General features: G+C 38.6%; 21 protein-coding genes and 1 pseudogene. 6 read left to right on the forward strand and 16 right to left on the reverse strand.

All coding sequences use genetic code 11. The features are described 5' to 3' along the window. The first annotated feature begins 18 nt into the window (after positions 1-18). A complete protein-coding gene (gene adhE / locus BLR86_RS09730; RefSeq protein ID WP_090760767.1) occupies positions 19-2622 on the forward strand; it encodes a bifunctional acetaldehyde-CoA/alcohol dehydrogenase in 2604 nt (867 codons plus the stop codon). A gap of 107 nt (positions 2623-2729) precedes the next feature. On the opposite strand, the gene BLR86_RS09735 is transcribed toward adhE, so the two are convergent. The 10 genes from BLR86_RS09735 to BLR86_RS09780 form a co-directional block, all read right to left on the reverse strand. Continuing rightward, positions 2730-3818 carry a 4Fe-4S binding protein gene (locus BLR86_RS09735; protein WP_090760769.1) on the reverse strand — a complete coding sequence of 363 codons (1089 nt, stop codon included), beginning with the start codon at positions 3816-3818 and terminating at the stop codon, positions 2730-2732. Between the two features lie 27 nt (positions 3819-3845). Further along, positions 3846-4655 (reverse strand): dimethyl sulfoxide reductase anchor subunit family protein, encoded by an 810-nt coding sequence (locus BLR86_RS09740; RefSeq protein ID WP_090760771.1) that lies wholly within the window; start codon positions 4653-4655, stop codon positions 3846-3848. Next, entirely contained in the window at positions 4655-5218 is a 564-nt protein-coding gene (locus BLR86_RS09745; protein WP_090760773.1) for a 4Fe-4S dicluster domain-containing protein, read from the reverse strand. Before BLR86_RS09745 ends, BLR86_RS09740 begins: the two co-directional genes overlap by 1 nt. A gap of 16 nt (positions 5219-5234) precedes the next feature. Then, positions 5235-7436, reverse strand: coding sequence for a molybdopterin-dependent oxidoreductase (locus BLR86_RS09750; protein ID WP_090760775.1), 2202 nt, complete (start codon positions 7434-7436; stop codon positions 5235-5237). After that, the gene (locus BLR86_RS09755) at positions 7426-8061 is read right to left on the reverse strand and encodes a TorD/DmsD family molecular chaperone (protein WP_217642375.1); all 636 of its coding nucleotides are present in this window, start codon (positions 8059-8061) and stop codon (positions 7426-7428) included. Before BLR86_RS09755 ends, BLR86_RS09750 begins: the two co-directional genes overlap by 11 nt. A 1-nt stretch (position 8062) precedes the next feature. After that, positions 8063-8293 (reverse strand): hypothetical protein, encoded by a 231-nt coding sequence (locus tag BLR86_RS09760; protein ID WP_090760777.1) that lies wholly within the window; start codon positions 8291-8293, stop codon positions 8063-8065. Positions 8294-8904: 611 nt separating this feature from the next. Further along, the gene (gene htpG, locus BLR86_RS09765) at positions 8905-10785 is read right to left on the reverse strand and encodes a molecular chaperone HtpG (RefSeq protein ID WP_090760779.1); all 1881 of its coding nucleotides are present in this window, start codon (positions 10783-10785) and stop codon (positions 8905-8907) included. Positions 10786-10937: 152 nt separating this feature from the next. Further along, positions 10938-11552, reverse strand: a complete 615-nt coding sequence (locus BLR86_RS09770; protein ID WP_090760781.1) for a LysE family translocator — start codon at positions 11550-11552, stop codon at positions 10938-10940. A gap of 815 nt (positions 11553-12367) precedes the next feature. Beyond that, positions 12368-12736 (reverse strand): ArsR/SmtB family transcription factor, encoded by a 369-nt coding sequence (locus BLR86_RS09775; protein ID WP_090760783.1) that lies wholly within the window; start codon positions 12734-12736, stop codon positions 12368-12370. Next, on the reverse strand, positions 12737-13159 hold the full coding sequence (locus BLR86_RS09780) for an SRPBCC family protein (protein WP_090760785.1): 423 nt from the start codon (positions 13157-13159) through the stop codon (positions 12737-12739). Positions 13160-13524: 365 nt separating this feature from the next. Between BLR86_RS09780 and BLR86_RS09785 the strand changes: the two genes are divergently transcribed. The 3 genes from BLR86_RS09785 (at position 13525) to BLR86_RS09795 (ending at position 15417) form a co-directional block, all read left to right on the forward strand. Beyond that, positions 13525-13929 (forward strand): DMT family transporter, encoded by a 405-nt coding sequence (locus BLR86_RS09785; RefSeq protein WP_302847212.1) that lies wholly within the window; start codon positions 13525-13527, stop codon positions 13927-13929. 137 nt (positions 13930-14066) lie between these two features. Then, positions 14067-14915: a LiaG family protein gene (locus BLR86_RS09790; RefSeq protein WP_090760790.1), complete on the forward strand. Its 849-nt coding sequence runs from the start codon at positions 14067-14069 to the stop codon at positions 14913-14915. 109 nt (positions 14916-15024) lie between these two features. Then, positions 15025-15417, forward strand: a complete 393-nt coding sequence (locus BLR86_RS09795) for a YuzC family spore coat inner layer protein (RefSeq protein ID WP_090760792.1) — start codon at positions 15025-15027, stop codon at positions 15415-15417. A 61-nt stretch (positions 15418-15478) separates the two neighbouring features. On the opposite strand, the gene BLR86_RS09800 is transcribed toward BLR86_RS09795, so the two are convergent. Beyond that, positions 15479-17716, reverse strand: coding sequence for a sensor domain-containing protein (locus tag BLR86_RS09800; protein WP_090760794.1), 2238 nt, complete (start codon positions 17714-17716; stop codon positions 15479-15481). Between the two features lie 152 nt (positions 17717-17868). Between BLR86_RS09800 and BLR86_RS09805 the strand changes: the two are divergent. Further along, positions 17869-18339, forward strand: a pseudogene (locus BLR86_RS09805) (MATE family efflux transporter); the annotation flags it as partial. A 44-nt stretch (positions 18340-18383) separates the two neighbouring features. Here BLR86_RS09805 and BLR86_RS09810 read toward each other — a convergent pair. The 5 genes from BLR86_RS09810 to BLR86_RS25640 all read right to left on the reverse strand — a co-directional run bounded on the left by BLR86_RS09810 (position 18384) and on the right by BLR86_RS25640 (position 23182). Then, positions 18384-20054 (reverse strand): glycoside hydrolase family 13 protein, encoded by a 1671-nt coding sequence (locus BLR86_RS09810; RefSeq protein ID WP_090760797.1) that lies wholly within the window; start codon positions 20052-20054, stop codon positions 18384-18386. Positions 20055-20079: 25 nt separating this feature from the next. Beyond that, positions 20080-21048 carry a sugar phosphate isomerase/epimerase family protein gene (locus tag BLR86_RS09815; protein WP_090760799.1) on the reverse strand — a complete coding sequence of 323 codons (969 nt, stop codon included), beginning with the start codon at positions 21046-21048 and terminating at the stop codon, positions 20080-20082. Positions 21049-21116: 68 nt separating this feature from the next. Then, positions 21117-22148 (reverse strand): Gfo/Idh/MocA family protein, encoded by a 1032-nt coding sequence (locus tag BLR86_RS09820; protein ID WP_090760801.1) that lies wholly within the window; start codon positions 22146-22148, stop codon positions 21117-21119. A 2-nt stretch (positions 22149-22150) separates the two neighbouring features. Continuing rightward, positions 22151-22876: a ThuA domain-containing protein gene (locus tag BLR86_RS09825; RefSeq protein ID WP_090760803.1), complete on the reverse strand. Its 726-nt coding sequence runs from the start codon at positions 22874-22876 to the stop codon at positions 22151-22153. 150 nt (positions 22877-23026) lie between these two features. Continuing rightward, the gene (locus tag BLR86_RS25640) at positions 23027-23182 is read right to left on the reverse strand and encodes a hypothetical protein (RefSeq protein WP_368086776.1); all 156 of its coding nucleotides are present in this window, start codon (positions 23180-23182) and stop codon (positions 23027-23029) included. A gap of 113 nt (positions 23183-23295) precedes the next feature. Between BLR86_RS25640 and BLR86_RS09830 the strand changes: the two genes are divergently transcribed. Beyond that, entirely contained in the window at positions 23296-24066 is a 771-nt protein-coding gene (locus tag BLR86_RS09830; RefSeq protein WP_175492841.1) for a helix-turn-helix transcriptional regulator, read from the forward strand. The last annotated feature ends 17 nt before the right edge of the window (positions 24067-24083 follow it).

The following is a 24083-nucleotide window of genomic DNA, read 5'->3' on the forward strand; positions in this document are numbered from 1 at the left end:
GTTATTGGAGGAATTAAAATGGCAGTGGCAGAAAAAACAGGCAAGGAAATGCACAGTGTAACATCCATGATTGATGTCTTGGTGGAAAACGGTCTAAATGCCTTAGAAGAATTCCGCAGCTTTGACCAAGAAATGATCGATACGATTGTGAAGCAAATGGCCTTAGCTGGTCTTGATCAGCATATGCAGCTTGCAAAACTTGCTGTTGAGGAAACCAAACGAGGTGTTTATGAAGATAAAATCATTAAAAATATGTTTGCAACTGAATATGTCTATCATAATATCAAATATGATAAAACCGTAGGCATCATTAACGAAAACGAACACGAAGGAATCATTGAAATTGCCGAACCGATTGGTGTGATCGCTGGTGTTACACCTGTAACCAATCCAACATCTACAACGATGTTTAAAGCACTGATATCCATCAAAACGAGAAATCCAATTATATTTGCCTTCCATCCCTCCGCCCAAAAATGCAGCAGTGAAGCGGCAAGAATCCTTAGGGATGCGGCTATAATCGCAGGTGCTCCTGAAAATTGCATCCAATGGATTGAAACGCCTTCAATTGAGGCTACACAAGCACTGATGAATCATTCAAAGGTATCGATGATTCTTGCAACTGGCGGCGCAGGAATGGTCAAATCTGCTTATAGCTCCGGTAAACCAGCCCTCGGCGTTGGACCTGGAAATGTCCCATGCTATATGGAGAAATCAGCCAACATTCAGCAAGCCGTGAATGACTTAATTTTATCAAAGACTTTTGACAACGGAATGATATGTGCTTCTGAACAGGCGGTTATTATTGATCAAGAGATTTATACAGCTGTCAAAAATGAGATGATTGCAAATAATTGTTATTTTTTAAATGAGGAAGAAAAAGAAAAAGTTGAAAAATTAGTGATTAACGAAAAGTCATGTGCAGTTAACCCGAATATTGTTGGGATGGCTGCAAGCAAAATTGCCTCTTTGGCAGGAGTAACGGTTCCTGAAAACACAAAAATTCTTGTGGCTGAATTAAATGGCGTCGGACCAGGGTACCCGCTTTCAAGAGAAAAATTAAGCCCTGTCCTAGCCTGTTACAAGGCAAGCAATCTTGAAGAAGGCTTAAAAAGAGCAGAAGAAATGCTAGAGTTTGGCGGTTTAGGACATTCAGCAGTAATTCATTCCCAGGACCAAAATGTAATTAAACAGTATGGCTACCGGATGAAAGCTGGAAGAATCATAGTCAATGCCCCATCTTCACAGGGTGCCATCGGTGATATTTACAATGCTTATATGCCATCTCTTACACTTGGCTGTGGTTCATATGGAGGAAATTCAGTTTCCACTAACGTTGGTGCGATTCACTTAATCAATATTAAAAAAGTAGCCCAAAGGAATGTTAATATGCAATGGTTTAAAGTTCCTTCCAAAATCTATTTCGAGAAAAATTCAACTCAGTATTTAGCTAAAATGCCGAAGATTTCTAAAGCATTCATTGTAACCGATCCTGGAATGGTGAAACTAGGCTATGTTGATAAAGTACTTTATTATTTAAGGAAACGTCCTGATTACGTACATTGTGAAATTTTTTCAGAGGTGGAACCAGATCCATCCATTGATACAGTAATGAAGGGTACCGAAATGATGGCTAAATTCCATCCAGATGTAATCATTGCCCTTGGCGGCGGTTCAGCGATGGATGCTGCCAAAGGTATGTGGCTTTTCTATGAGAATCCAGAAACAGATTTCTTTGGTTTAAAACAGAAATTTCTTGATATCCGAAAACGAATTGTGAAATATCCTAAGTTAGGAGAAAAAGCTCAATTTGTAGCGATTCCAACAACATCAGGAACAGGGTCAGAAGTAACGTCATTCTCGGTTATTACCGATAAAGAAGCAAATTTGAAATATCCACTTGCCGATTATGAATTAACACCAGACGTAGCGATTATTGACCCACAGTTTGTTATGACTGTTCCGAAACATATTACAGCTGATACCGGAATGGACGTATTGACTCATGCCATTGAGGCCTATGTGTCCTGTATGGCTAATGATTACACAGATGGGCTTGCGATAAAAGCAATCCAGCTTGTATTCGAATATCTGCCTAGAGCTTATCGAAATGGCAATGACGAACTAGCACGTGAAAAAGTCCATAATGCTTCAACCATTGCTGGTATGGCCTTTGCGAATGCTTTCCTTGGAATCAACCATAGCCTTGCCCATAAGCTAGGCTCAGAATTCCATATCGCTCACGGACGTGCAAATACAATCTTAATGCCACATGTTATCCGTTATAATGCGGCTAAACCAAATAAATTTACTGCATTCCCGAAATATGCACACTTTGTGGCAGATAAGCGTTATGCAGAAATTGCAAGAACCCTTGGACTGCCTGCGAATACAACGGAAGAAGGAGTGGAAAGCCTTGTTCAAGCAATCATTCGCCTTGCAAAAGAGCTTGAGATTCCGATGAGTATCGAGGCAAATGGTGTTGATGCAGCACTTTTCGAAAGCAAGGTTGACTACCTCGCAGATAAAGCATTTGAAGACCAGTGTACTACTGCTAATCCTAAACTTCCTTTAGTAACAGAATTAGCTGAAATTTATCGTAAAGCATATAAGGGAGTTTAAAATCGTTTAATGAAATCAATAAAAAAATAACAGCCAAATCGGGCTGTTATTTTTTTATGCCTTATGATGGGTTGTCCCCCTTCTAACAGAAGGGGGTCTCCTGCCCGTCAAGAGTGAGATGTAAGTCTTTGCTCCTGTTTGAGCAGGGTTCTGTTCTCTTCGTACTGTAATTGGATACTTTTCGTAAAACAGATGTCTTCACATAATGAACAATCTAAACATTTGGCTGGTTGGAGTGTAATGGATTGACAATTATTTTCGGTTTTCATTTTCAATGCATCTGTTGGACACAAAATCGTACAAGCACCACAAAAATTGCAATCAGCCGTAATAGTTGGAAGCCTGATATCCTTTTGTATTTGTAAGGCTTCATTTTCCTGCAATTGAGTCAAAAGAAAAGCTCGTTTATTCATATAAGGAAGAGCAGATTCATTTGTCACTTTCTCATATAAATGATGGGACACTTCCTCCAACTCTCTTTTAACCTTTGAAAGTGTAGTCTCCTGCCTTTTTTCTTGGTAGGATAAAACTTCAGAACTTCCTAATAGTTCTTTAAATGCTAACTTATTCGTTGCTTTGATTTCATTAAAAAAGCTGGATAGGAAAGCCCGTCGATCTTTATCAAACGGTTTTTGTTTCGTTGAATGAGTGATAGTAGAAGTGATGTTCATAGAAGAACCTGTCATCGTTTCTCCAACATGAAGCTCCTTTTTCCACACTTTTTCACCAGTTGTGATCTCACAGCCGGTACAACCCGAATCTGAATGGTAGATGGTAAGATTTTTACACTTACTTAGCATGGTCACCCACGCTTCTCTTGGAATCATCCCTAAGCAAGGCACCGTTACAGATATTACATCCTTATCTGAAACAGGCATTTTTTTACAATGCAGGTACACTTTTTCATTTTCATTTTGTTCGCACTTATGCACAAGTTCTGAAATGACTTGTTTGAGAGGGGGGCGATTAAATAGAATGGCATTGGTTGGACAAACAGTTGAACAAAGCCCGCATTCCAAACAATTTTCATCTATCTCAATCTGTTTTTTTGTTAGTGAAATACTCTTTGTTGGGCAATTTTCAACGCAGCTATGACACGAGCTTTTTGGTGAAATCAAATGCACACATAGATTGGGTTCCACATTCAATGACGTTACTTTTTGATCAATCACCCTAACCAATTTGAACAAATCCATTTTGTATCCCCCCTCTCATCTATCTTCCTACAAATGAATCGCTGTTACATAAAATAGAAATCTGCCTAAAAATTCACTGACGAGTAATACCGTAAAAGCTGCTGAATAGATGATTACATTTCTCCATTTGCTATTTTTATAGGATAAAAATAATAACGTAAAGCCTGCCACAAACGTCACAATCCTGATCCAAAAGAATACATGTTTGAACGTTAATGTAGCTGTTTCAACGGCCTCTGGCAGACCAGCAAGCAGTGATGAAAAATAACCAACCATCACAATCGCTGTGACAGCCAGCGTTAAAACCAAAAGACCAGAAATATTAACATTTAGTTCTCCTCTAATCGCTAAAATCGCAGCCACGAATAGTGGACCTAATAAAATTGATGTTAGAAAGAAAGCGAAAAGAGTACTAACTCCAGCCCAAGCAGGAATGGCCGGGATCATGTAGATTTTGGCGGATGAAAAGATCGCGATAACTCCGATAATAGAAGCGATCCCGCCAATCATGCTGCGCTTTGTGCGATCTTCCTTATACCAAAACCATGTATATAATAAAATCAACCCTACAAATGTTCCATAAAATGCTACCTCACGACTTAGCCATGAGACTCCAATATTTAATATTGCACGATATGCGAAGAAAGGTTGACCTAAGTGGAGCATGGAAACTACTAGTGAAAGACCACCAAGAATAAGGAAAGAAATTAATATCAGTAATCCTGTTTTTCGTGATATACCAGCTTTTTTTCGATCTATCCACCATAGTGTCACAAATCCGCCTAATATAAGCTGTGACAAAATGGTAAAGATCACAAGTGGAAGATCATGCATCATTATGCCCTCCTAAACTGTTTGCCTGGTTTTGGCAAAATGAATTGAGTAGTTGGATGAGTAATAGATGGATCGGCAAAAGTCGGCACCACGTTCACCGCACCAGAAAGTTTTGCTTCATTGTAATCCACAATTTCAATGGCCTCCATTGGACATTTCGATACACAAATGGGTGATTCCCCTACATCCAGCCTGTCATAACACATACTGCATTTGTCCATTTTCTTCTTAACAGGATTGTATTGTGGAACACCATATGGACAGGCCTTTCCGCACATTTGACATCCGATACAAAGATCTTGATTATGAACAACAATTCCATCCTCGTCACGTTTCGTATAAGCCCCAACTGGACAAGCCTTTTTACAGGCAGGCTCATCACAATGGTTACAAGCAGTTGATACAAAAGCACGGACGGGAGAACCTACAAGATCCTCCGGCAGCTCCCGTACCGTTCTCCTTCTCATAGATGGTTCAAGCTGATAAAAGCTTTTACAAGAAATTTCACAAGCATGACAGCCAATACAACGTTCAATATTTACTAAAAAACCTAGTTTTTTCGCCATTGTTTCTCCCTCCTCTTTACGCCTTTTCTATTTTGACAAAATTATCATGGAAGGCGATTCCGCGCTGGCCTTTTTTATAGTCACCCATATCGGAAGGCAATGCCTTTACATTAAAGTTCTCGGTATAATTCACATCTTTCCACCAGCCCTCATACATGACAACCGTATCCGTTGGAATGGTTTTTGTTAATTTGGCCGGCAGCGTCAAATACCCTGCTTCATTTCGGACGTTGACCATATCATTCTCGCGAATAGCATATTTCTTTGCCAAGTCTGGATGCATTTCAACAAACGGATGCTCATGGATCGCACCTAACCAATCGATATGTTGAAATTGACTATGAATGCCTAATTTCCAATGTGGTGACATGCAACGAATCGGATATTCTTTTGTTGTTTTATACTCCTCAACAAATACCGGAAGTGGATGGTGACCATATTCGACTGCCTTTGTAGAGAAAAATTCATACTTACCCGATGGTGTTCGGAACTTCAGGTCCTCCCAGGCAACAGTGACTTTCTCATTGGCCTTAACGGTTCCACCATTTCTTCGTAATTCGTCCCAACTTTTGACCCCGAATAACTCTCGAATGTCATCGTTAAATTCTTTTTCAACCCATTCAACTAGATTACCTGAAACTGGGAATGTACAAGAACCTGATTCTAACTCATTCAATTTCTTCGATAGCCCCATGGCAATCTCTAAATCACTTTTCGTTTCATATAACGGCTTGATTGCCTGCTCATTCACATTCATCCAATAATGCCAATAGCTCACGTTGATTCCAACTGTCTCAAATGGTGTAGTGACAGGCAGTACAATATCCGAATATTCCACTGTTTGATTCATATATAGATCAGCTGTTACAATCAAATCCATTTGATCAAATGCCTTCTTGACTACATTTGGCTCTGGGTCCTGAGCAATTGGATTACGGCAGGCAATCCACATCATCTTAATCGGAGGATCATTGGCATCAAGTACTTGCGCACCAAAATTATTCATATTAACAAATCGATCAGCTTCGCCTACGGTTCCTTCAGGTACTCCAAAGCTCATCGTGTGGTAATTAAATCCCCAGGTTTCTCCCCCGATATAATTAACACCGCCGCCTCTTTTACCGACATTGCCGGTCATGGCAGCAAGTGCATCGATGGCACGAACCATCGAACCTCCATTTGTATGGCGCTGCATCCCAAACCCAATCCAAATATTGGCTGGTTTCGCTGTGGCGTATTCACGAGCAATCCGTTCAATCAAGGGTTGTGGCACACCTGTTTTTTCAGAAGCCCATTCAACTGTAATATTCTTTTTTACATAAGACACAAATTCATGAAACCCTATGGAATGGTTATTTACCCATTCCTCATCAAATAAGTGTTGGTCGATAATATAACGAATCATTCCAAGTGCTAAGGCACCATCTGTACTTGGTTTAATTTGAATATACTCATCTGCCTTCGATGCGGTTTGTGTAATCAAAGGGTCAATAACAACAAGCTTTGTCCCTTTCTCTTTCGCCTGCTCAATAAAGTACATCGAGTGGGCAGACGTCCAAGCAGGATTGGCTCCCCAAAGAACAATATACTCAGCATCCATAAATTGCTCCGGATCATTGTTATAAGCCGTCCCCATATCAAAGGCTTGGGCATCCGAACCGGCTGGATCACAAGGTGTTCCTTGAGCACGTGTGGTATACCCGATACTTGACAGCATTCCTTCGGTTGCGTAGTTCAAAATATTGAAGTTTCCAGAATATTTATTCAAGCAAATTGGCAGCGTGTTTCCATACTCTTTTTTGATGGAGAGAATTTTCTTGGCAATGATTGTATAGGCTTCATCCCAACTAATTCTTTCCCAATTTCCAGTTCCACGCCCTTTTTGCCTCATAGGATATTTAATTCTGTCTGGAGAATAGACAACTCTTGGATACGTATTGCCCTTTACACAAAGTCTTCCTTTTGTGTATTGGTTTTTTTCGTTTCCAGTAATAAACGTAATCCTGCCGTCTTCTACCGTTGTGACAATCGAACATGTGTCATAACAATTTCGAGGACAGGCATTGTAAAATTGTTGTTTTTGACTATTAGACTGCGCAGAGACGTGCGGAACAAGTCCTTTCGTGGCTTTACTACCGATTGTCCCAAGTCCTAAAAGTGTACTTAATGCAGCAGAACCCTTTATAAAAGTTCGGCGAGAAAAATTTTCAGTTAACATCTTCATTCCCACCTTCCATCATTATTCTTTCAAGTTGTAAAAATTCTTTTAATAAAACAGCCATCGCGTGTGTGATGGGATTTTGACTATTTTCTATGATTTTTTTACAATGCTTGAATATCCATTGCATGAGATGCTTTTCTAAAAACATCTTGTAAATTTGTCTATTTTCTTGAATCGTTTGATCACTTAATACATGTAGAATGAATTCCAATTCAAATTGAATGTGATCATCGGGAATCTGCCCTTCATTCGCAACTTTAACTCCAACAAAATGGTAAAAGTTTCGTACGTTCAATGTTTCCTGTTGCAAAACGTTTCCTTCATAGTTCCGATAACTAGATTCAAATGGTGACGCTAATAACTTATTGGGACCCACAAATAACCGATTGTAATCATGTTCAAAAGTTTGAATCGTGTTCTCTTTTACTTCTTCTAATACTCGTAAGCTTTTCGCCACTTCGTCTATTAAACTAGTATTTTGATATTCTTTTATAATACGGACTACCTGTCCCCATTTTTCTGGGGGCAGTTGAAGTAAATCGCCCCGATAGTAATGACAAAACAACTGATAATAGAACAATCGTTCTTCTTGTTTCATTACGGTTTCTTGGATGATCGTCATATTATTCAACCTCGTTTTTTAACTGGATTTCCTTTTGAAGCTTCTCGAATTCTATTTTTTCTTCATACGTTAATTTCATTTCTTTCTTTACGGTAGGATTCGGGTTCCCCACATATTCTTCATTTGGAACCATTTGAATTTTTTCTTTTATGCTTTCTTCTGCTTGCTGTTCACAGCCTAACAGGGATACGGCAATCATTAAATTTATTAATAGGAAAAGAATAGTTTTCATATATCTTTAACTCCCTTCTAATTTCTAATTTAGAATACCATGTGAAATAGTGAGCAAGCATATAGGTGTAAACAGACTTTAAGCTTCACTGGTGTAGAAAAATGAAATCAGGACTTCTAGAAAAACAACATTATCCATAATTTCACAATGCATACAGTACATATTCCTATAAAACGAGTATATAGTAAAAGTCTTAATTCTAAGGACGAAATAATGGCAAAAAGGTGAAGATATTATGAAATAATTATGTATTTAGTTTAAGGATCTGTTGATTTTCGTGTAGATAAATTTTTAAGCGGAGAATTTCCGGCTAATGACGATAGTGGAGGCTTAAGGAGCAGATATAAGCGGAGATATTCCGACTAACTGTTCACAATAAGACAAAAGCCATCGTTTTGGAACGTATAACCGGAAAAACTCCGCTTATTTTAAGGGAAATATGGGGATTTCCCGAAATAAACGGAATTTCTCCGCCTATTTTTCAAATTGAGTGAAATCAACATTTACCTTTAACACAGCCTAGTTTAAAAAACCGCCCTCATTTTAAAAATGAGAACGGCAAAGTTGTTACTCTGAGTTTCCAGCCAACTGATTATAGTCAAATATCTAAGTTATACCATTATTTTACAAATATCATTTGTAAATTCTACTGGATCTTGGATTGGCAGGCCTTCAATTAGCAGTGCTTGATTGTATAGTAATTTTGTATAAAGATCTAATTTTTCCTTATCGTTTTCAAATGCTTCTTTTAACGATTGGAATACTTCATGATTTTTGTTGATTTCTAAAACCTTGTCCGCTTTGATATTTTGGTTATCAGGCATAGCAGCAAGAATTTTTTCCATTTCGATCGAGATATCACCTTCTGTAGCTAAGCAGACAGGATGAGACTTTAACCGTTTTGAAACCCTAACATCCTTAACTTTTCCAGCTAAAATATCTTTCATATAGTCAAAGATTTCTTTGTTTTCCTTCTCGTCAGATTCAGAATCGTCCTTGTTTTCTTCCCCTTCGATTCCTAAATCACCTGAGGAGATTGATTTGAATTCTTTCTCCTTGTAAGTCATTAACATTTTGATGGCAAATTCATCGATATCTTCAGTGAAATAAAGAATCTCAAATCCATTTTCAGTAACGAACTCTGCTTGTGGTAGCTTATCAATTCTGTCAATGGACTCACCGGAAGCGTAATAAATATATTTTTGGCTTTCAGGCATTCTTGAAACATATTCATCTAGAGAAACTAGCTTCCTCTCCTTTGAAGAATAGAACATAATGAGGTCCTGTAAAGCTTCTTTATTTGCACCAAATTCACTATAAACCCCGTATTTTAACTGACGGCCAAAAGATTGATAGAATTCCTCATACTTTTCACGTTCATTTTTTAACAGGTTTTGCAATTCGCTTTTGATCTTTTTGTTAATGTTTTTAGAGATTAGCTTTAATTGGCGATCATGCTGAAGCATTTCTCTTGAAATGTTAAGAGAAAGGTCCTCTGAATCAACCATCCCTTTGACGAAGCTAAAATGGTCTGGCAGCAGGTCTGCACACTTGTCCATAATTAACACGCCATTGGAATAGAGTTCTAGGCCTTTTTCAAATTCCTTTGAATAGAAGTCAAATGGTGTTTTTTCTGGAATATATAAAATCGCATTATAGCGGATTGCCCCGTCGACGCTGATATGGATATGTTTAATTGGCTTGTCAAAACCATAACGTTTTTCTGCATAGAAGTTCTCATAGTCAGCATCAGTTAGTTCACTTCTATTTTTTCTCCAGATTGGAACCATGCTATTGATAATTTGTTCTTCTACATAGTCCTCAAACTCATTTTCGCTGCCTTCTTTTGGTCTGCTGCTCGAAACATCCATTTTAATTGGATAGCGAATAAAGTCGGAGTATTTCTTAATAATTGACTTTAAACGATACTCTTCTAAAAACTCATCATAATTTTCATCTTCGGTATTTTCTTTGATTTTTAAGACAATTTCAGTTCCAACCGAATCTTTTTCGGTAGGGTCGATGGTATAACCGTCTGCTCCATTCGATTCCCACCTGTAAGCTTCTTCACTGCCTAATGCTTTACTGCTAACAGTCACCACATCAGCAACCATAAACGCAGCATAGAATCCTACACCAAACTGACCAATGATATCGTAGCCATCTTTTAATTCCGTTTCCTTTTTAAAGGCTAGCGATCCGCTTTTAGCAATGGTACCAAGGTTATTCTCGAGTTCTTCCTTCGTCATACCAATACCAGAATCAATAATTTTCAAGGTTCTAGTTTCTTTGTTGGGGATTACTTTAATAAAGTAACTTTCCTTGTCGAAGTTTAACGTGTCATCCGTTAATGCTTTGTAATAAATTTTGTCAATCGCATCACTTGCATTTGAAATTAACTCTCGTAAAAATACCTCACGGTGGGTATAAATAGAGTTAATCATCATTTCTAACAGCCTTTTAGATTCAGCCTTAAACTGTTTTTTTGCCATAGAAACCTCTCCTTACTCATATTGTATAAATAGCTTTTTGAGTCATTAGCACTCTCGACTTCAGAGTGCTAACATCAACATAATTTAAATAACATAAATCCTGTTACGATGTCAATAAAATAGCGACACACTTTTTGGTGTGCCGCCTACTCTTATTTTTGGCTTTGAAAGTCCAATTGTAAACCTAAACCAATATAAATGAATCCCACGACTTTTCCCTGCCAACGCGCCATCTTGTTATTTTTTACAAATAGCTTATTACCTAATGAACTAGCAAGAAAGGCTAAGGTCGAGGTGTACAAAATACTCATTAATACGAAAACTAGCCCAAGGCTTAAAAGTTGAAAGACCACTGGGGGACCATCTGTTTTTACAAATTGCGGAAGAAACGCTAGGAAAAATAATGCCGTTTTTGGGTTAAGTAATTCAATTAGTAATGCTTGGCGAAAGGATACTGCGGGATTCTCTTTTTTGGCTATAGGCTGTTCCTGTTCTTTTGTTTTTTCAAGCAAGGCCTTAATTCCTAAAAATATCAAATAGGCTGCTCCTAAATATTTTACGACTTCAAAGGCTAGTGCTGAGGTCATTAGGATGGCAGAAAGTCCAAGAACGGCTGCAAACGTATGAAGTAAGTCCCCTACCGCAATACCAACACCGGTAATAATTCCCGCCTTTAATCCGCCTTTAACGGTTTGAGTTAAGGTTAAAAAAACAGCTGGACCCGGGATAATAAATAAAACCAATACCACTAGAACAAAAGCCCACATATCCCTCTCTCCTATACAAGTGTTTACCAATATCTTATCACATTATTCTTAAATTTGGCTTTTTAATATTATTGAAGAAAGAATGTCCGAGAGCTAAATGCTCACCGGGCATACCAGACTTTCCGCATTGACCCATATGCCTTTTCTACATGCTCTTCGGTCGCTCCAGGCTCCCGGCATTGACCCGTATGCTTTTTCTATATGCTCTTCGGTCACTCCAGACCTCCTGCATTGACCCAAATGCTTTTTCTACATGCTCTTCGGTCACTCCAGACCTCCTGCATTGACCCATATGCCTTTTTCACATGCTCTTCGGGCACTCCAGACCCCCTGCATTGACCCATATGCTTTTTCTGAATGCTCTTCGGTCACTCCAGGCTTCCTGCATTGACCCATATGCCTTTTTTTCATGCTCTTCGGTCACTCCAGGCTCCCTGCTTTGACCTATATGCCTTTTTTTCATGCTCTTCGGTCACTCCAGGCTCCCTGCTTTGACCTATATGCTTTTTTTTCATGCTCTTCGGTAACTATGAACCTCTCATAGTTTCCCAAACTACTTATTATTCCATCTCGCGGTCACTATAAACCTCTTATAGTTACCCAAATACCTTATTTCTCCATCTTTTGGTCACTATAAACCTCTTATAGTTACCTAAACACCTTATTTTTCCATCTTTCGGTAACTATGAACCTCTCATAGTTACCCAAACTACTTATTATTCCATCTCGCGGTCACTATGGACCTCTTATAGTTACCCAAACCCTTTCATTTCCTATCTTGCGGTCACTATAAACCTACAGCAAAGAAACCGACGTTAACTATTGTCGGTTTCTTCTGTTTTTATGACGCTCAAACTATTTTCACTAGGGTTTTCAACAATATGCTTAAGGATCGAAAGTTTATTTGCCCAGAATTTTTCGTAAAAGGAGAGCCATTGTTTAAGTTCTGTTAACGGCTCTGGCTGCAAACGATAAATTTTTTCTCTCCCAACCTTTCGTCCGATTACTAATTCAGCTTCCGAAAGGACTTGCAGATGTTTGGCAATGGCCGTACGGCTCATCGGAAAATGAGATGTAATTTCTGAAATCGGTCGGTCTTTTTCCGCGAGCAATTTCAGTACTTCTCTCCGAGTGGGGTCAGCAATCGCTTGAAATACATCATGCTTTTGTGCTTCCGCTGTCACTTAGTTCTCCAAAAGCGTACGCAGTTTTTGAACGATACCAGCCCATCCCTGCGACATATTCTCGCGAATAGCCGATGCCTTTTGGTTGGCCTTGCCAATAATCGCATCAGATTGTGGCCAGCCGCCATGGATAAGAGTAAATTCTGTTTGACCGTCGCCTACCTCTTTTAAGCTAAAGGATAAAAACCAGCCATCCGTATCCCATATAAATGAAAGCCCATTAGGGGGATTAAATTCTGTTACTTTACAAGGAGATGGCCCGAATGGAGATTGGATATGGAATTCAGCTCCTACTTCTGGTTTAAAATCATTTGGCATGAGCCATGCAGCAATCCCTTCTGAAGTAGACACCTGATCCCATACCTTTTGAATGGGTGCGTTAATGACAACTGTTTGCTTAATATCTTGTAATATATTTTCCAATGATTTCTCCTACTTTCACTTTTTAATACAAAACCATTTGGTTTCACTTCTTAAATTATATAAAACCATTTGGTTTCATGTCAACGAATAAATTTCTTCATCTACTTTTCCCGTTACTGCCTGATTGCATCCAAAAAGACTTTTTACTATTTCGGCATTCAAAACAGATTCCATAGAACTTTCACTGTAATGAGGTATAAAAGTTACATTAAAATCTGCATTATTTCGGGCTTATTAGGGGTGTCCTTTATTGTTGTTATCGAAAATGGAGGAATTAGTGATATTTCAATCGGTGATATCTATGTGTTTCTTTCGATTCTAACGCAATCCTTCAGCTTTGTGATGATTAAAAAATTTCCAAAACCTTGGATCCCCGCTTAATGACTGGATATATGCTGCTGATAGGATCTTTTATTCTTTTTATCATTGGCCTATTTAAGGAGCCGCAAGGATTAAGCACGCTCACAAACGGGTCTCTAAGTGTCTGGCTGATTTTTTTAGGCTCCGCAATTATTGGAACCGCGTTCGGTCATACGATATATAACGATTCAATTGGAAAAGTCGGGGTGTCCGAAGCTGCTATATTCATTAACCTGAACCCCTTTTTTGCACTGATTAGCGCTGTACTTTTCCTCGGAGAGGTCATTATTCCTACTCAAATCATTGGGTTCGTATTCATATTATTTGGAGTCTTACTTGGATCAGGTGCAGTAGATGAGTTTATACGGCAGACAAAGCAGAAAAAGAAAATCCCATACAGCTCGGTTTAAGCAGTGATAACACACTGCTTTTTTTCACTGCCTAATACGTCTCAAGTCTTAGAAATAAATAAATCTTTAGTACATTGGTAGTTAATCAGGAAATCGCATATTATTAAACTATAAGAAGTGAAGGGCAGGGATTTAAAATGAAAAAAATTGTGATTCTTCTATTGATTATTACTGGGCTATATATTGTTTTTAATCAGTCGGTCCAGTTTGATGGTTTTACGGTGGGCGGCAGTAAAGAAGGCAGGGCTACTCTATCAAAAACAATAGACACCATAGAGATAAATGTGGGTTCCGTTCAGACCACGATAATTCCCGAGGACCGAAATGATGTAGAAGCGGTGTTATCTGGCAAAGGATCGCTTATTGTTAAAGAAACCGATAACAGGCTCTTAGTTGAGACGAAAAGCAAAATGTTTAATTGGTTCTCTTTTTCCGAAAAAAGACAACTAAAAATCTATATTCCTGAAGATTATAATCGGAATATGAACATTCAAATTGGATCAGGCAGCTTGAATTTCTCCGGAGAATCAATGAAATTAAATAAACTTTCTTTAGATATTGGTTCAGGAAATGTAAATCTCGATCATTTAGAAGTGGCAGAATTTACACATGATGGTTCTTCTGGCAATGTTAAAATTGACACTTTAACCACAAAAACAGGTACCTTTGACCTTAGTTCTGGAAATTTAGATATTAAACATTATTCCGGCGCCATTAATGCAGATGTATCATCAGGAAAGTTTTCTGTACAAATGGATAATTTAGAGGGTTCAATTGAAATTGACCTTAGTTCTGGTAATGTAAACCTTGATTTGCCTGATAACGCTGATTTCAGCTTAAATGGCCATGTAAGCAGTGGAGATATAAAGAGTGAGTTTCCTTTAACCACTACTAGTAGCGATAAGAAAAGTCTTAATGGAACCCATGGTTCAGGTAAACATAAGATTGATATTTCCGTTTCAAGCGGCGATGTAGATATTTTTTAGTACTAAAAGAGCGCAAGGATTCTAAATCCATGCGCTCTTTACATGTAACCAATGTAGTTCCACTATCATACCGTATATTGCCTTGTGTTTTAACTAAGGAAGGAGCGTTATGATGTATTATTACCATTATCCTTACCCACTACATCCTCGGCCACCTGTTTACTCGGATTATCAATATTATCATCCCCTGCCTCGGCAATATCCCCAGGTAGATGTAAAAATTTTCAAGAAGTCCATTAAATCCTATCGGTTATTAATGAACCAAGGGAGCATCCTTTTGGACAGATTAGGAGATTCAGATTTTGATGTTAAGTTAATGTCAGCTGCACAGCAGGGAAATAAAGCAGAAGTAGATTCCCTTATAAAATCAATTGGACTTAGCGTGCCTGTGAATACAAAATTTACGCCAACCGGTGTGACTTTTGAACTTACAGTACACACAGACCAAAATGCACCCATGAACTGCTGTACATTAAAAGTACAATTACAATGGGGAAACTAACAGACCTTTTCATCGAGGTCTCCTTTTTGGAACAAAAAAGGACGGCGAGTTCCGCCCTTTATCACCCCAATTGAGTAGGGAAATTACCTTTTAACAGAAATTCTTCCATCTTCTCTGCAGATAATGGTTTGCTATAGTAGTAGCCTTGTCCGATTTGGCATGCATTCCTAGTTAGAAACTTAACCTGCTCTTCTGTTTCGATCCCTTCTGCAATGACGGAAAATTTCAAATTCATACCCATATCAATGATGGTTTTCACCATCATTCCTTGATTCGAATGAGAGATAATGTCATCGACAAAGGATTTATCAATCTTAATTTTATCAATTGGAAGATGTTTCAAGTAGCTTAATGAGGAATAGCCAGTCCCAAAGTCATCCACCGATAACTGTACACCTAAATCCTTGAGTCGATTTAGAATAATGGTTGAGTTTTCTAGGTTCTGCATAAGACTTTCTGTAATTTCGAGTTCCAGATAATTTGCCTCTAGTCCAACCTCTTCGATCATCTCGGAAATGAATGGGATAATATTTTCATCTTGAAATTGCCGTACAGAAACGTTCACTGCTATTGGAAAATCCTCATATCCGGCATCCTTCCACGCCTTCCTTCGTTCAAATGCCTCTCTTAATATCCACTTTCCAAGTGGAACGATGAGGCCAGTCTCTTCTGCGAGTGGTATAAATTCAGACGGAGCAATATATCCATATTCCGGATGATTCCAACGAATTAATGCTTCCACCCCAACAATTTCACCTGTACCAAGATCAAACTGCGGCTGATAGTGAAGTGCCATCTGATTCTGTTCTATCGCTCTACGTAACCAGTTCTCTAATTTCATTTTCCATGTTGAAATGCCGTCAAGATTATTTGAATAAAATTGATAGTTATTCTTTCCACGGTCTTTCGCTTGATACATTGCTGTATCAGCATTTTTAATAAGTGCTTCCTCATCTCTTCCATCTTTTGGATAGATACTAATGCCGATGCTTGGAGTGACATAAAATTCATCTCCATTCACTTCAAATGGGTTGGAAAATTCATTTAGAATTCGTTTCGCCACTTGTGAAGCATTTTCTTTGTCAATATCTTCTAATAAAATAATAAATTCGTCCCCACCCTGTCGGGATACTAGTCCTTCATTTTGTACGGCATTCTCTAATCGTCCTGCCACCTTTTGAAGAATAATGTCGCCAACGGTGTGACCTTTCGTATCATTGATGATTTTAAACCGATCTAAATCTAAGAAAAAAACCGCGTGGGTTTTATTCACTTGATTGCGTAATACTTCATTTAGATGGTTTCTAAATTGATTTCGATTCGACAAACCCGTTAATGTATCATAATAGGCCATAAATTTGATCGTTTGCTCCGATTTCTTCCGTTGAGTGATATCCCTACCCACTACTTGAACAGCAAAGCGACCTTCATAGAGAATAGTTCTTGCTGCCATCTCGACATCAATACTTTCACCATCGATTCTTCTTACCTGAAACTCAAACATAAATCGCTCATTTTCCAATTTATCTGTAGAAAATACTTTACTCTTAATTAAATCTGTAATTTGTGAAGTAACAAACGTTTTAGCCGATTGGCCAATCACTTCCTCCAGGCTATCCGCCCCAATTAATTTACAGCCTGCTTCATTTATATATTCAATTTTTCCATTATATACAACTGCAATGATATCCGGTGACATCTCTACTAAACTTTGATAGAGTCCTTCACTTTCTTTCCGGTCAGTAATATCGAATAACACACTATTAAAGTCTATAAAATCTCCTTTTTGGTCAACAGTTGGAATCCCTCTATCCTGAATCCAGCGGACTTCCCCATCTGGTCGAATGATTCGATATTGGCTAGTAACTGCTTGTCCCATTGCAAGCTTCTGTGCTCTTTCCTCTAAAACATGTAAATCCTCTGGAAAAATCACTTCTTTCCAAAGATTTTTATCTTCGTAGAAATTTTCCATCTTATAACCATATAACTTTTCAATTCCTGGAGTAATGAGTAATCTGTCCGTCTTTAAATCATGTGACCAAATGGCAACATCGAGGGTATCAAAGATATTTTTCATTTTTTGTTGGCTTTTTTGATATTCATCCGCTTTCTTATCATATTGCTTTAATAGGTAGAAAATAATGAATAGCGTAGCTATATAAATGGCAATTGTAACGTAACTAACTATTTTGATAGAATGAATGACTTCAGGAAATACACTATCTGCTGCTTCAAAAGCAATTAATAAACAAAAAATGAGGATAAATATAAACCTATTTACATTTCCTTTTTTTATCATCTTTGTCTCCAATTTTTAGTATGTTATAAATTAAAAATAACAAATTACTTACTAGATAACAATTCAATTATTTTTCCATACAGTTTTTTATAATTTGGGAAAAGTCTATCATTGATAGAGCAGCTTTTAGGTTTGTGCTCTATTATATTTATACCCAGCTTATAGTAGCACGTTAAATTAGTGGTCAGCAATTTGACCTTGCCTTAAAACGTGGAATTAGCACATTAAAGATATCTATGCTTGCTTCAACCATTGCATCACTAGTCCTAGCCTATGGCGGGGAAACCATTTTAGCTTTATTTACTGAGGACCCATCCATCATTATGATCGGACTTCCAGTGTTATGGGCCATTGTCTTTGTTGAACCCGGAAGAGCAATGAATATTGTCTTAATGAGTTCGTTAAAGTCTACAGGGGATGTTCAATTTCCATTTATTATTGGAATTATTTCCATGTGGGGAATTGCAGTAACGCTAAGTTATATCCTTGGGATTCATTTTGGCCTGGGACTTTTAGGCGTATGGCTTGCTCAAGGTATAGATGAATGGTTGCGTGGCTGCTTTGCTTTAAATCGCTGGCTGAGCAAACCTTGGGAAAGGTTTACTAAAGCAGTACTAAATTAATTCCTGAAAAAGCAAGAGAAACCATAAGGTTATCCCTTATGGTTTTATTTAAATAGGTACACCCTTGTTTCATATGGCTTAAGAGTAACATCCTTCTTCAGCTTCTGATGGGCACCACTATAATTATGAAGTACAAGTTTAGAAGTTGAATAAGGCATACTGCCTGGAACACTGAATCTAGTTGGTTTTTCACTAAAATTATTAATGACAATTGCCTTGCGGCTTCCTAATTTACGCGCATAGACAAAAAGATTTGGATGGTTTGCTAATAACAATTCGTAAGATCCATAGACAAATAAAGGATGATCTTTTCTTAATTGAATTAACTTTTTATAGAAAGTTAAAATCGAGTCTGGATCATTCACCTGATTTTCTACATTGATTTCACGATAATTAGGGTTTACACCCAGCCAAGTTTGGTTTGAAATTGTAAAACCACCATTGGTGGTGGAATCCCATTGCATAGGTGTCCGTGCATTATCGCGACATTGATCCCAAATAATTTCCATGATTTTATCATGAGGTCGGCCTTTTGCAGTTTCAACCTTATAGTAGTTAACCATACCAACATCATTGTAATATTCTATAGAAGGAAATTGAACGTTGGTCATGCCTATCTCCTGACCTTGATAGATAAACGGAGTGCCTTTCATAAGGAAATACATGGCACCAAGCATTTTCGCACTTTCTTTCCAATATCTCTTGTCATTTCCCCAGCTTGAAACACGACGAGGCTGGTCGTGGTTTTCGATAAACAATGCATTCCAGCCCTTACCTTCTAATCCATTTTGCCATTTGGTTAAGTTCTTTTTCAACGCAGTGATATCGACTTTTCCCTCTGCATTTTTATCCCAAAGGCCTAAAAATTCAAATTGAAAGATCATGTTAAAATAGCCGTTTTCTTCACCGACCCATTTATCGGCATCATCTAGTCCCACACCATTAGCCTCGCCAACGGTCATGATATCATAGTTTTTTATTGTATTTTTGGAGAGTTCTGTTAACCATTCATCAATTCCATCGACATTCATCATGTAAGGAAAGCAAGGTACATAATCTAAATTTTCCGGATTAGGCATATCTGGGAAACTTGGTTTTTTTCTGATATGAGAAATCGCATCGACACGAAAACCGTCGATTCCTTTATCCAGCCACCAGTTCACCATATCGTATAAAGCATTTCGAACCTCAGGGTTTTCCCAATTTAAATCAGGCTGCCTTTCAGAAAAAATGTGCATGAAATATTCTTCAGTCATTTCATCATATTTCCATGCAGAACCACTGAAAATGGATTCCCAGTTATTCGGTTCCTTCCCATCCTCGCCCTCACTCCAAATGTACCAATTCCGTTTTGGATTGTTTTTTGAAGAGCGGGACTCAATAAACCAGGGATGTTCATCACTCGTGTGATTGATGACCAAATCGAGAATTAATTTCATACCACGTCTGTGAACTCCATCAAGCAGTTCATCAAAATCTTCCATTGTTCCGAATTCATCCATAATATCCTGATAATCTGATATATCGTACCCATTATCGTCATTAGGAGATTTGTACATTGGCGACAGCCAAATAACATCAATGCCTAAATCCTTTAAGTAATCTAACCTTGAAGTTACTCCCTTTAGATCACCAATTCCGTCACCATTGCTATCCATGAAGCTTCTAGGATACACCTGATAGGCGACGCTTTCTTTCCACCATTTTTTGTTCATGTCTGCACCTCTATGTTCTTGATGTTTACACCCACCACATTTGTGATACTGGTTGCTCAATCAAAACTGATTTCAAATTGGTTACGGCTCGTTTGAAGCCTTCATCAATTGACATTATTGGATCCTCATGCTCGATGCTGACCACATAATCGTAGCCATAGGTGCGTAGCGCACTCATCATGTCTGACCACTCTTTTAGGCCATGCCCGCAACCAACAGAACGGAATGACCATGCCCGCGTTCTTACTTCCCCATATGGCTGCATATCCGTTAATCCATACATATTCACATTTTCCTGATCAATGTATGTGTCTTTCGCATGAAAATGATGAATCGCATTTTCTTTTGCCAGAATTTTGATTGCCGCAACAGGGTCAATACCCTGCCACCATAGATGGCTTGGGTCTAAGTTGGCACCAATCGCATCACATGTTTCTTCACGCAATTTTAATAGTGTATAAGGCGTATGTACTAAAAAGCCGCCGTGAAGTTCAAGACCTATTTTTACATTATGCTCTTTTGCATACAGTCCAACTTCTCTCCAGTATGGAATCAACTTTTCTTCCCATTGCCACTTTAACACATCGCCATATTCGTTTGGCCACGGTGTAACCGGCCAGTTTGGATATTTTGCACCTTCATGATCTCCCGCCGTTCCAGAAAAACAGTTTACAACCTTTACACCTAGTAGGGATGCAAGTTGAATTGTTTTTAATAATGTTTCGTGAGAGTTTTTTGCAAATTCCACTTCAGGGGAAATAGGATTTCCATGACAACTGAAAGCACTTATGATTAAATCTCGTTCCTCGACTTTTTGAATGAATTGTTTACGGGCTTCTTCACTCTCTAGTAAAGCGTCCAAATCACAATGGCTATTCCCCGGATAACAGCCAGTACCGATTTCAACTGCATGGAGTCCAGCTTCTTTTACAGTGTCGAGCATTTCCTCAAAAGATTTCTCAGCAAATAAAACAGTAAATACACCTAGTTTCATAATAATCCCCTCACTTACCTATATTTGTAACGGAAACGTTCAATTCCGCTGGTTCCTTAAAAGTTTTATTAGTTTCTCACTCTTACAATCTGCTTCTTTTCATTCGATTCAAGCGCAGCCAAAATTACCTCCAAGGATTTCATGCCTTCATCACCGGTGACAGGCACCTCTTTATCCTGAATTACAGAATCAACAAAGTAGTCAATCACATGTGAGGTACGCTGCCCACCCTCTTCATTGGACTGAATTTTGCCGAGCTGATAATTGACCACGTCACCGTTTGCATATTGTACGACAAGAGAATTGGCCGGGTCATCCTCTAAACGAAGAATAGCTTTTTCCCCGTAAATAATCGTAGAGTTATCTTCCTTACCTACGTAAGTCCAGCTCGCAGCCAGTGTACCAATGATGCCGCTTTCGGTTTTTAGTACACAAACCGCATTGTCATCGACATCGGCGAAGTCCTTTGCACTTGTTGCCACAAAGGAGCCCACTTCAACAATTTCTTCTCCTAATACATATCGTAATAAATCTGTTTTATGAACACCTAAATCACCCATTGCACCGACAAATGCTTTCTCCTTTTGGAAAAACCAGCCCTCTTTCCCTTCAACGCTCCAGCCTTCTGGTCCACCATGTCCAAAAGCTGTGCGGAAGCTATAAATCTTCCCAATTTCTCCACTTTGAATTAACTTGCGAGCCTTTTGGTGAGAAGATACAAACCGCTGGTTATGCCCAATCATTAATTTCTTGTCGCTATCATTGGCTGCAGCAATCATTGCTTCCGCTTCTTCTTTTGAAGTAGCCATTGGCTTTTCACATAAAACATGAATCCCAGCTTTTAAGGCTGCAATCGAAATCGGCGCATGAAGATAGTTAGGTGTACAAACGCTGACAGCTTCCACCTCACCACTATCTAATAAATCTTGATAATCAGTATAGGAGAGAACTCCATATTTTTCAGCTACTTCTAATGCTCGTTCTTTATTAATATCACATACTGCAACTAGTTCAACATTTAGATTCCCTTGATATTCTGGTAAATGACGATGCTGGGCAATACTCCCGCAACCGATTACTCCAATTTTTAATTTCCCCATTGTTATTTCGCTCCTTTAATGGTTTCTAATGGTTTTGCATTCCCATATACTGGACGATCACGCTTCACTGGCTGCGCCCATTTTACTGCATTGGTTATCACACGCTGAATTTGTTTGTTGTGATAGGTCGGATAGGTTTCATGTCCTGGTCGGAAGTAGAATACCTTTCCATTACCGCGGATGAATGTACACCCGCTGCGGAATACTTCACCGCCTTCAAACCAGCTTGTAAAAATCACCTCGTCAGGCTGTGGAATATCAAAATGCTCCCCATACATTTCTTCTTGCTCTAATTCAATATATTCAGAAATACCTTCTGCAATTGGATGGCTCGGACTCACAACCCAAAGACGTTCCTTTTCATTTGCTTCCCGCCACTTTAAATCACAGCTTGTACCCATTAATGTTTTAAAGATTTTTGAGAAATGACCTGAGTGTAGAATAATTAGTCCCATTCCATCAAGAACACGCTGCTGCACCTTTTGCACAATTTCATCTTTTACTTCTCCATGTGCGAGATGGCCCCACCACACTAAAACCTCTGTATTCGCTAGTACTTCGTCTGTTAAGCCATGCTCTGGCTCATCAAGAGTAGCACTACCTGCTTCAAACCCTTCATTTTGAAGAAATTCAGCAATTGCACCATGAATTCCATTAGGATATATGTCCCTTACAATCGGATTTTTTTGTTCGTGACGATTTTCATTCCATACTGTTACTTTTACCAAAATCAGTCCACTCCTTTTTCTAACTTTTACTTTACCTTTTATTTTAAAGAATAAGAATTTTAATGAAACTGCTTACATTGACAACCAGGGTGTAAAATATTGAACTTACTTGGTGTCTTTCCCTTTTTCTGTCAACTGCCAATAAGTTACTTAACAGTGCTTTATTGAGATAACTGACAAATCCAACGCGCCATGATAACCAAGCTCTGCCACTTTCTTCAATGTGCCTGCAGAATCTTCCTGTGATTCTTTTCTTAAAGTGAACATTTGTACAGCTACTGGTATTTCTATCATCCATATCCCCATTCCTATAACATTAGGTTTTTGATTACATCTTATATTGTATTTTTGTAATTAAACATAGATGATATAATTAAAACATCTACTATTTTGCTATTTTTAGAAAAGGAAGATGGACGTTGACGAATATATTTTTTTGCGGCTATTCTTATCACTTAAACGGATATCATTCCCAACACAAATCGGGGTATCCGTACTATCTTTTTAGACTACAAATTGAAGGGCTTTGTGAAGTCGTGGTGAGAGGGAGAAAAATGGAGCTTGGGATAGGAGACCTTCTGCTCATTAAGCCGGGTGATCACTATGAATTGCTCGTTAAGGAAGGACAAAGTAGTGGAGACTATCACTTAGTCTGTGATGGAGCTTGGATAGGCGAATGGTGGAATCGTTCAGAGAAGCCAGCTGTCCACCGAATCGACCTTGATGAAAAGCTGATTTCCTTATGGCGCCATATCATGATTGAAAAACGCCGTCCAGCTTCTAGTGAAAATGTAGAACTTACGGGCTATTTGCTTAAAGCACTCTGTTTATCCTTGGAAAGGGCAGTCAGTGAAACCGTCGCCGCCTTCCATCACCCCTATCCTGTAACTAGGATGCTGCGCTACATTGAAGAGCATGCGACGGTAGCATTTAAAGTGGAGGAAGTGGCACAGCATGCAGGACTTAGCGTCTCTAGATCTGTTCATCTTTTCAAAAGCAGCGTTGGGAAAACCATAATGGAATACGCACATCAAATTCGCTTATCAGTAGCCCTCGAACGAATGAAATATACGAACATGAATCTCGAGCAGATTGCCGAAGAGTGCGGATTCAGTACCTATCCCTATTTTCACAGGGTTTTTAAAAAAAATTTCGGCGTAGCTCCTGGTGCCTACAGACGGCTGGAATAGATATTTTCTTTTTATAA

It is taken from the genome of Bacillus sp. OK048 (genome assembly GCF_900103525.1).
In the GTDB taxonomy this organism is placed as follows: Bacteria; Bacillota; Bacilli; order Bacillales; family Cytobacillaceae; genus Neobacillus.

Bases quoted from the DNA above. Each gene is read 5' to 3' on its own strand.
- BLR86_RS09745 (WP_090760773.1), bottom strand. From the start codon at position 5,218: ATGGCGAAAAAACTAGGTTTTTTAGTAAATATTGAACGTTGTATTGGC.
- BLR86_RS09815 (WP_090760799.1), bottom strand. From the start codon at position 21,048: ATGAAACTAGGTGTATTTACTGTTTTATTTGCTGAGAAATCTTTTGAG.
- BLR86_RS09770 (WP_090760781.1), bottom strand. From the start codon at position 11,552: ATGTGGGCTTTTGTTCTAGTGGTATTGGTTTTATTTATTATCCCGGGT.
- BLR86_RS09800 (WP_090760794.1), bottom strand. From the start codon at position 17,716: ATGATAAAAAAAGGAAATGTAAATAGGTTTATATTTATCCTCATTTTT.
- BLR86_RS09755 (WP_217642375.1), bottom strand. From the start codon at position 8,061: ATGACGATCATCCAAGAAACCGTAATGAAACAAGAAGAACGATTGTTC.
- BLR86_RS09740 (WP_090760771.1), bottom strand. From the start codon at position 4,655: ATGATGCATGATCTTCCACTTGTGATCTTTACCATTTTGTCACAGCTT.
- BLR86_RS09760 (WP_090760777.1), bottom strand. From the start codon at position 8,293: ATGAAAACTATTCTTTTCCTATTAATAAATTTAATGATTGCCGTATCC.
- BLR86_RS09810 (WP_090760797.1), bottom strand. From the start codon at position 20,054: ATGAACAAAAAATGGTGGAAAGAAAGCGTCGCCTATCAGGTGTATCCT.
- BLR86_RS09820 (WP_090760801.1), bottom strand. From the start codon at position 22,148: ATGGGGAAATTAAAAATTGGAGTAATCGGTTGCGGGAGTATTGCCCAG.
- BLR86_RS09750 (WP_090760775.1), bottom strand. From the start codon at position 7,436: ATGTTAACTGAAAATTTTTCTCGCCGAACTTTTATAAAGGGTTCTGCT.
- BLR86_RS25640 (WP_368086776.1), bottom strand. From the start codon at position 23,182: ATGGGGATATGGATGATAGAAATACCAGTAGCTGTACAAATGTTCACT.
- BLR86_RS09795 (WP_090760792.1), top strand. From the start codon at position 15,025: ATGATGTATTATTACCATTATCCTTACCCACTACATCCTCGGCCACCT.
- BLR86_RS09790 (WP_090760790.1), top strand. From the start codon at position 14,067: ATGAAAAAAATTGTGATTCTTCTATTGATTATTACTGGGCTATATATT.
- htpG (WP_090760779.1), bottom strand. From the start codon at position 10,785: ATGGCAAAAAAACAGTTTAAGGCTGAATCTAAAAGGCTGTTAGAAATG.
- adhE (WP_090760767.1), top strand. From the start codon at position 19: ATGGCAGTGGCAGAAAAAACAGGCAAGGAAATGCACAGTGTAACATCC.
- BLR86_RS09735 (WP_090760769.1), bottom strand. From the start codon at position 3,818: ATGGATTTGTTCAAATTGGTTAGGGTGATTGATCAAAAAGTAACGTCA.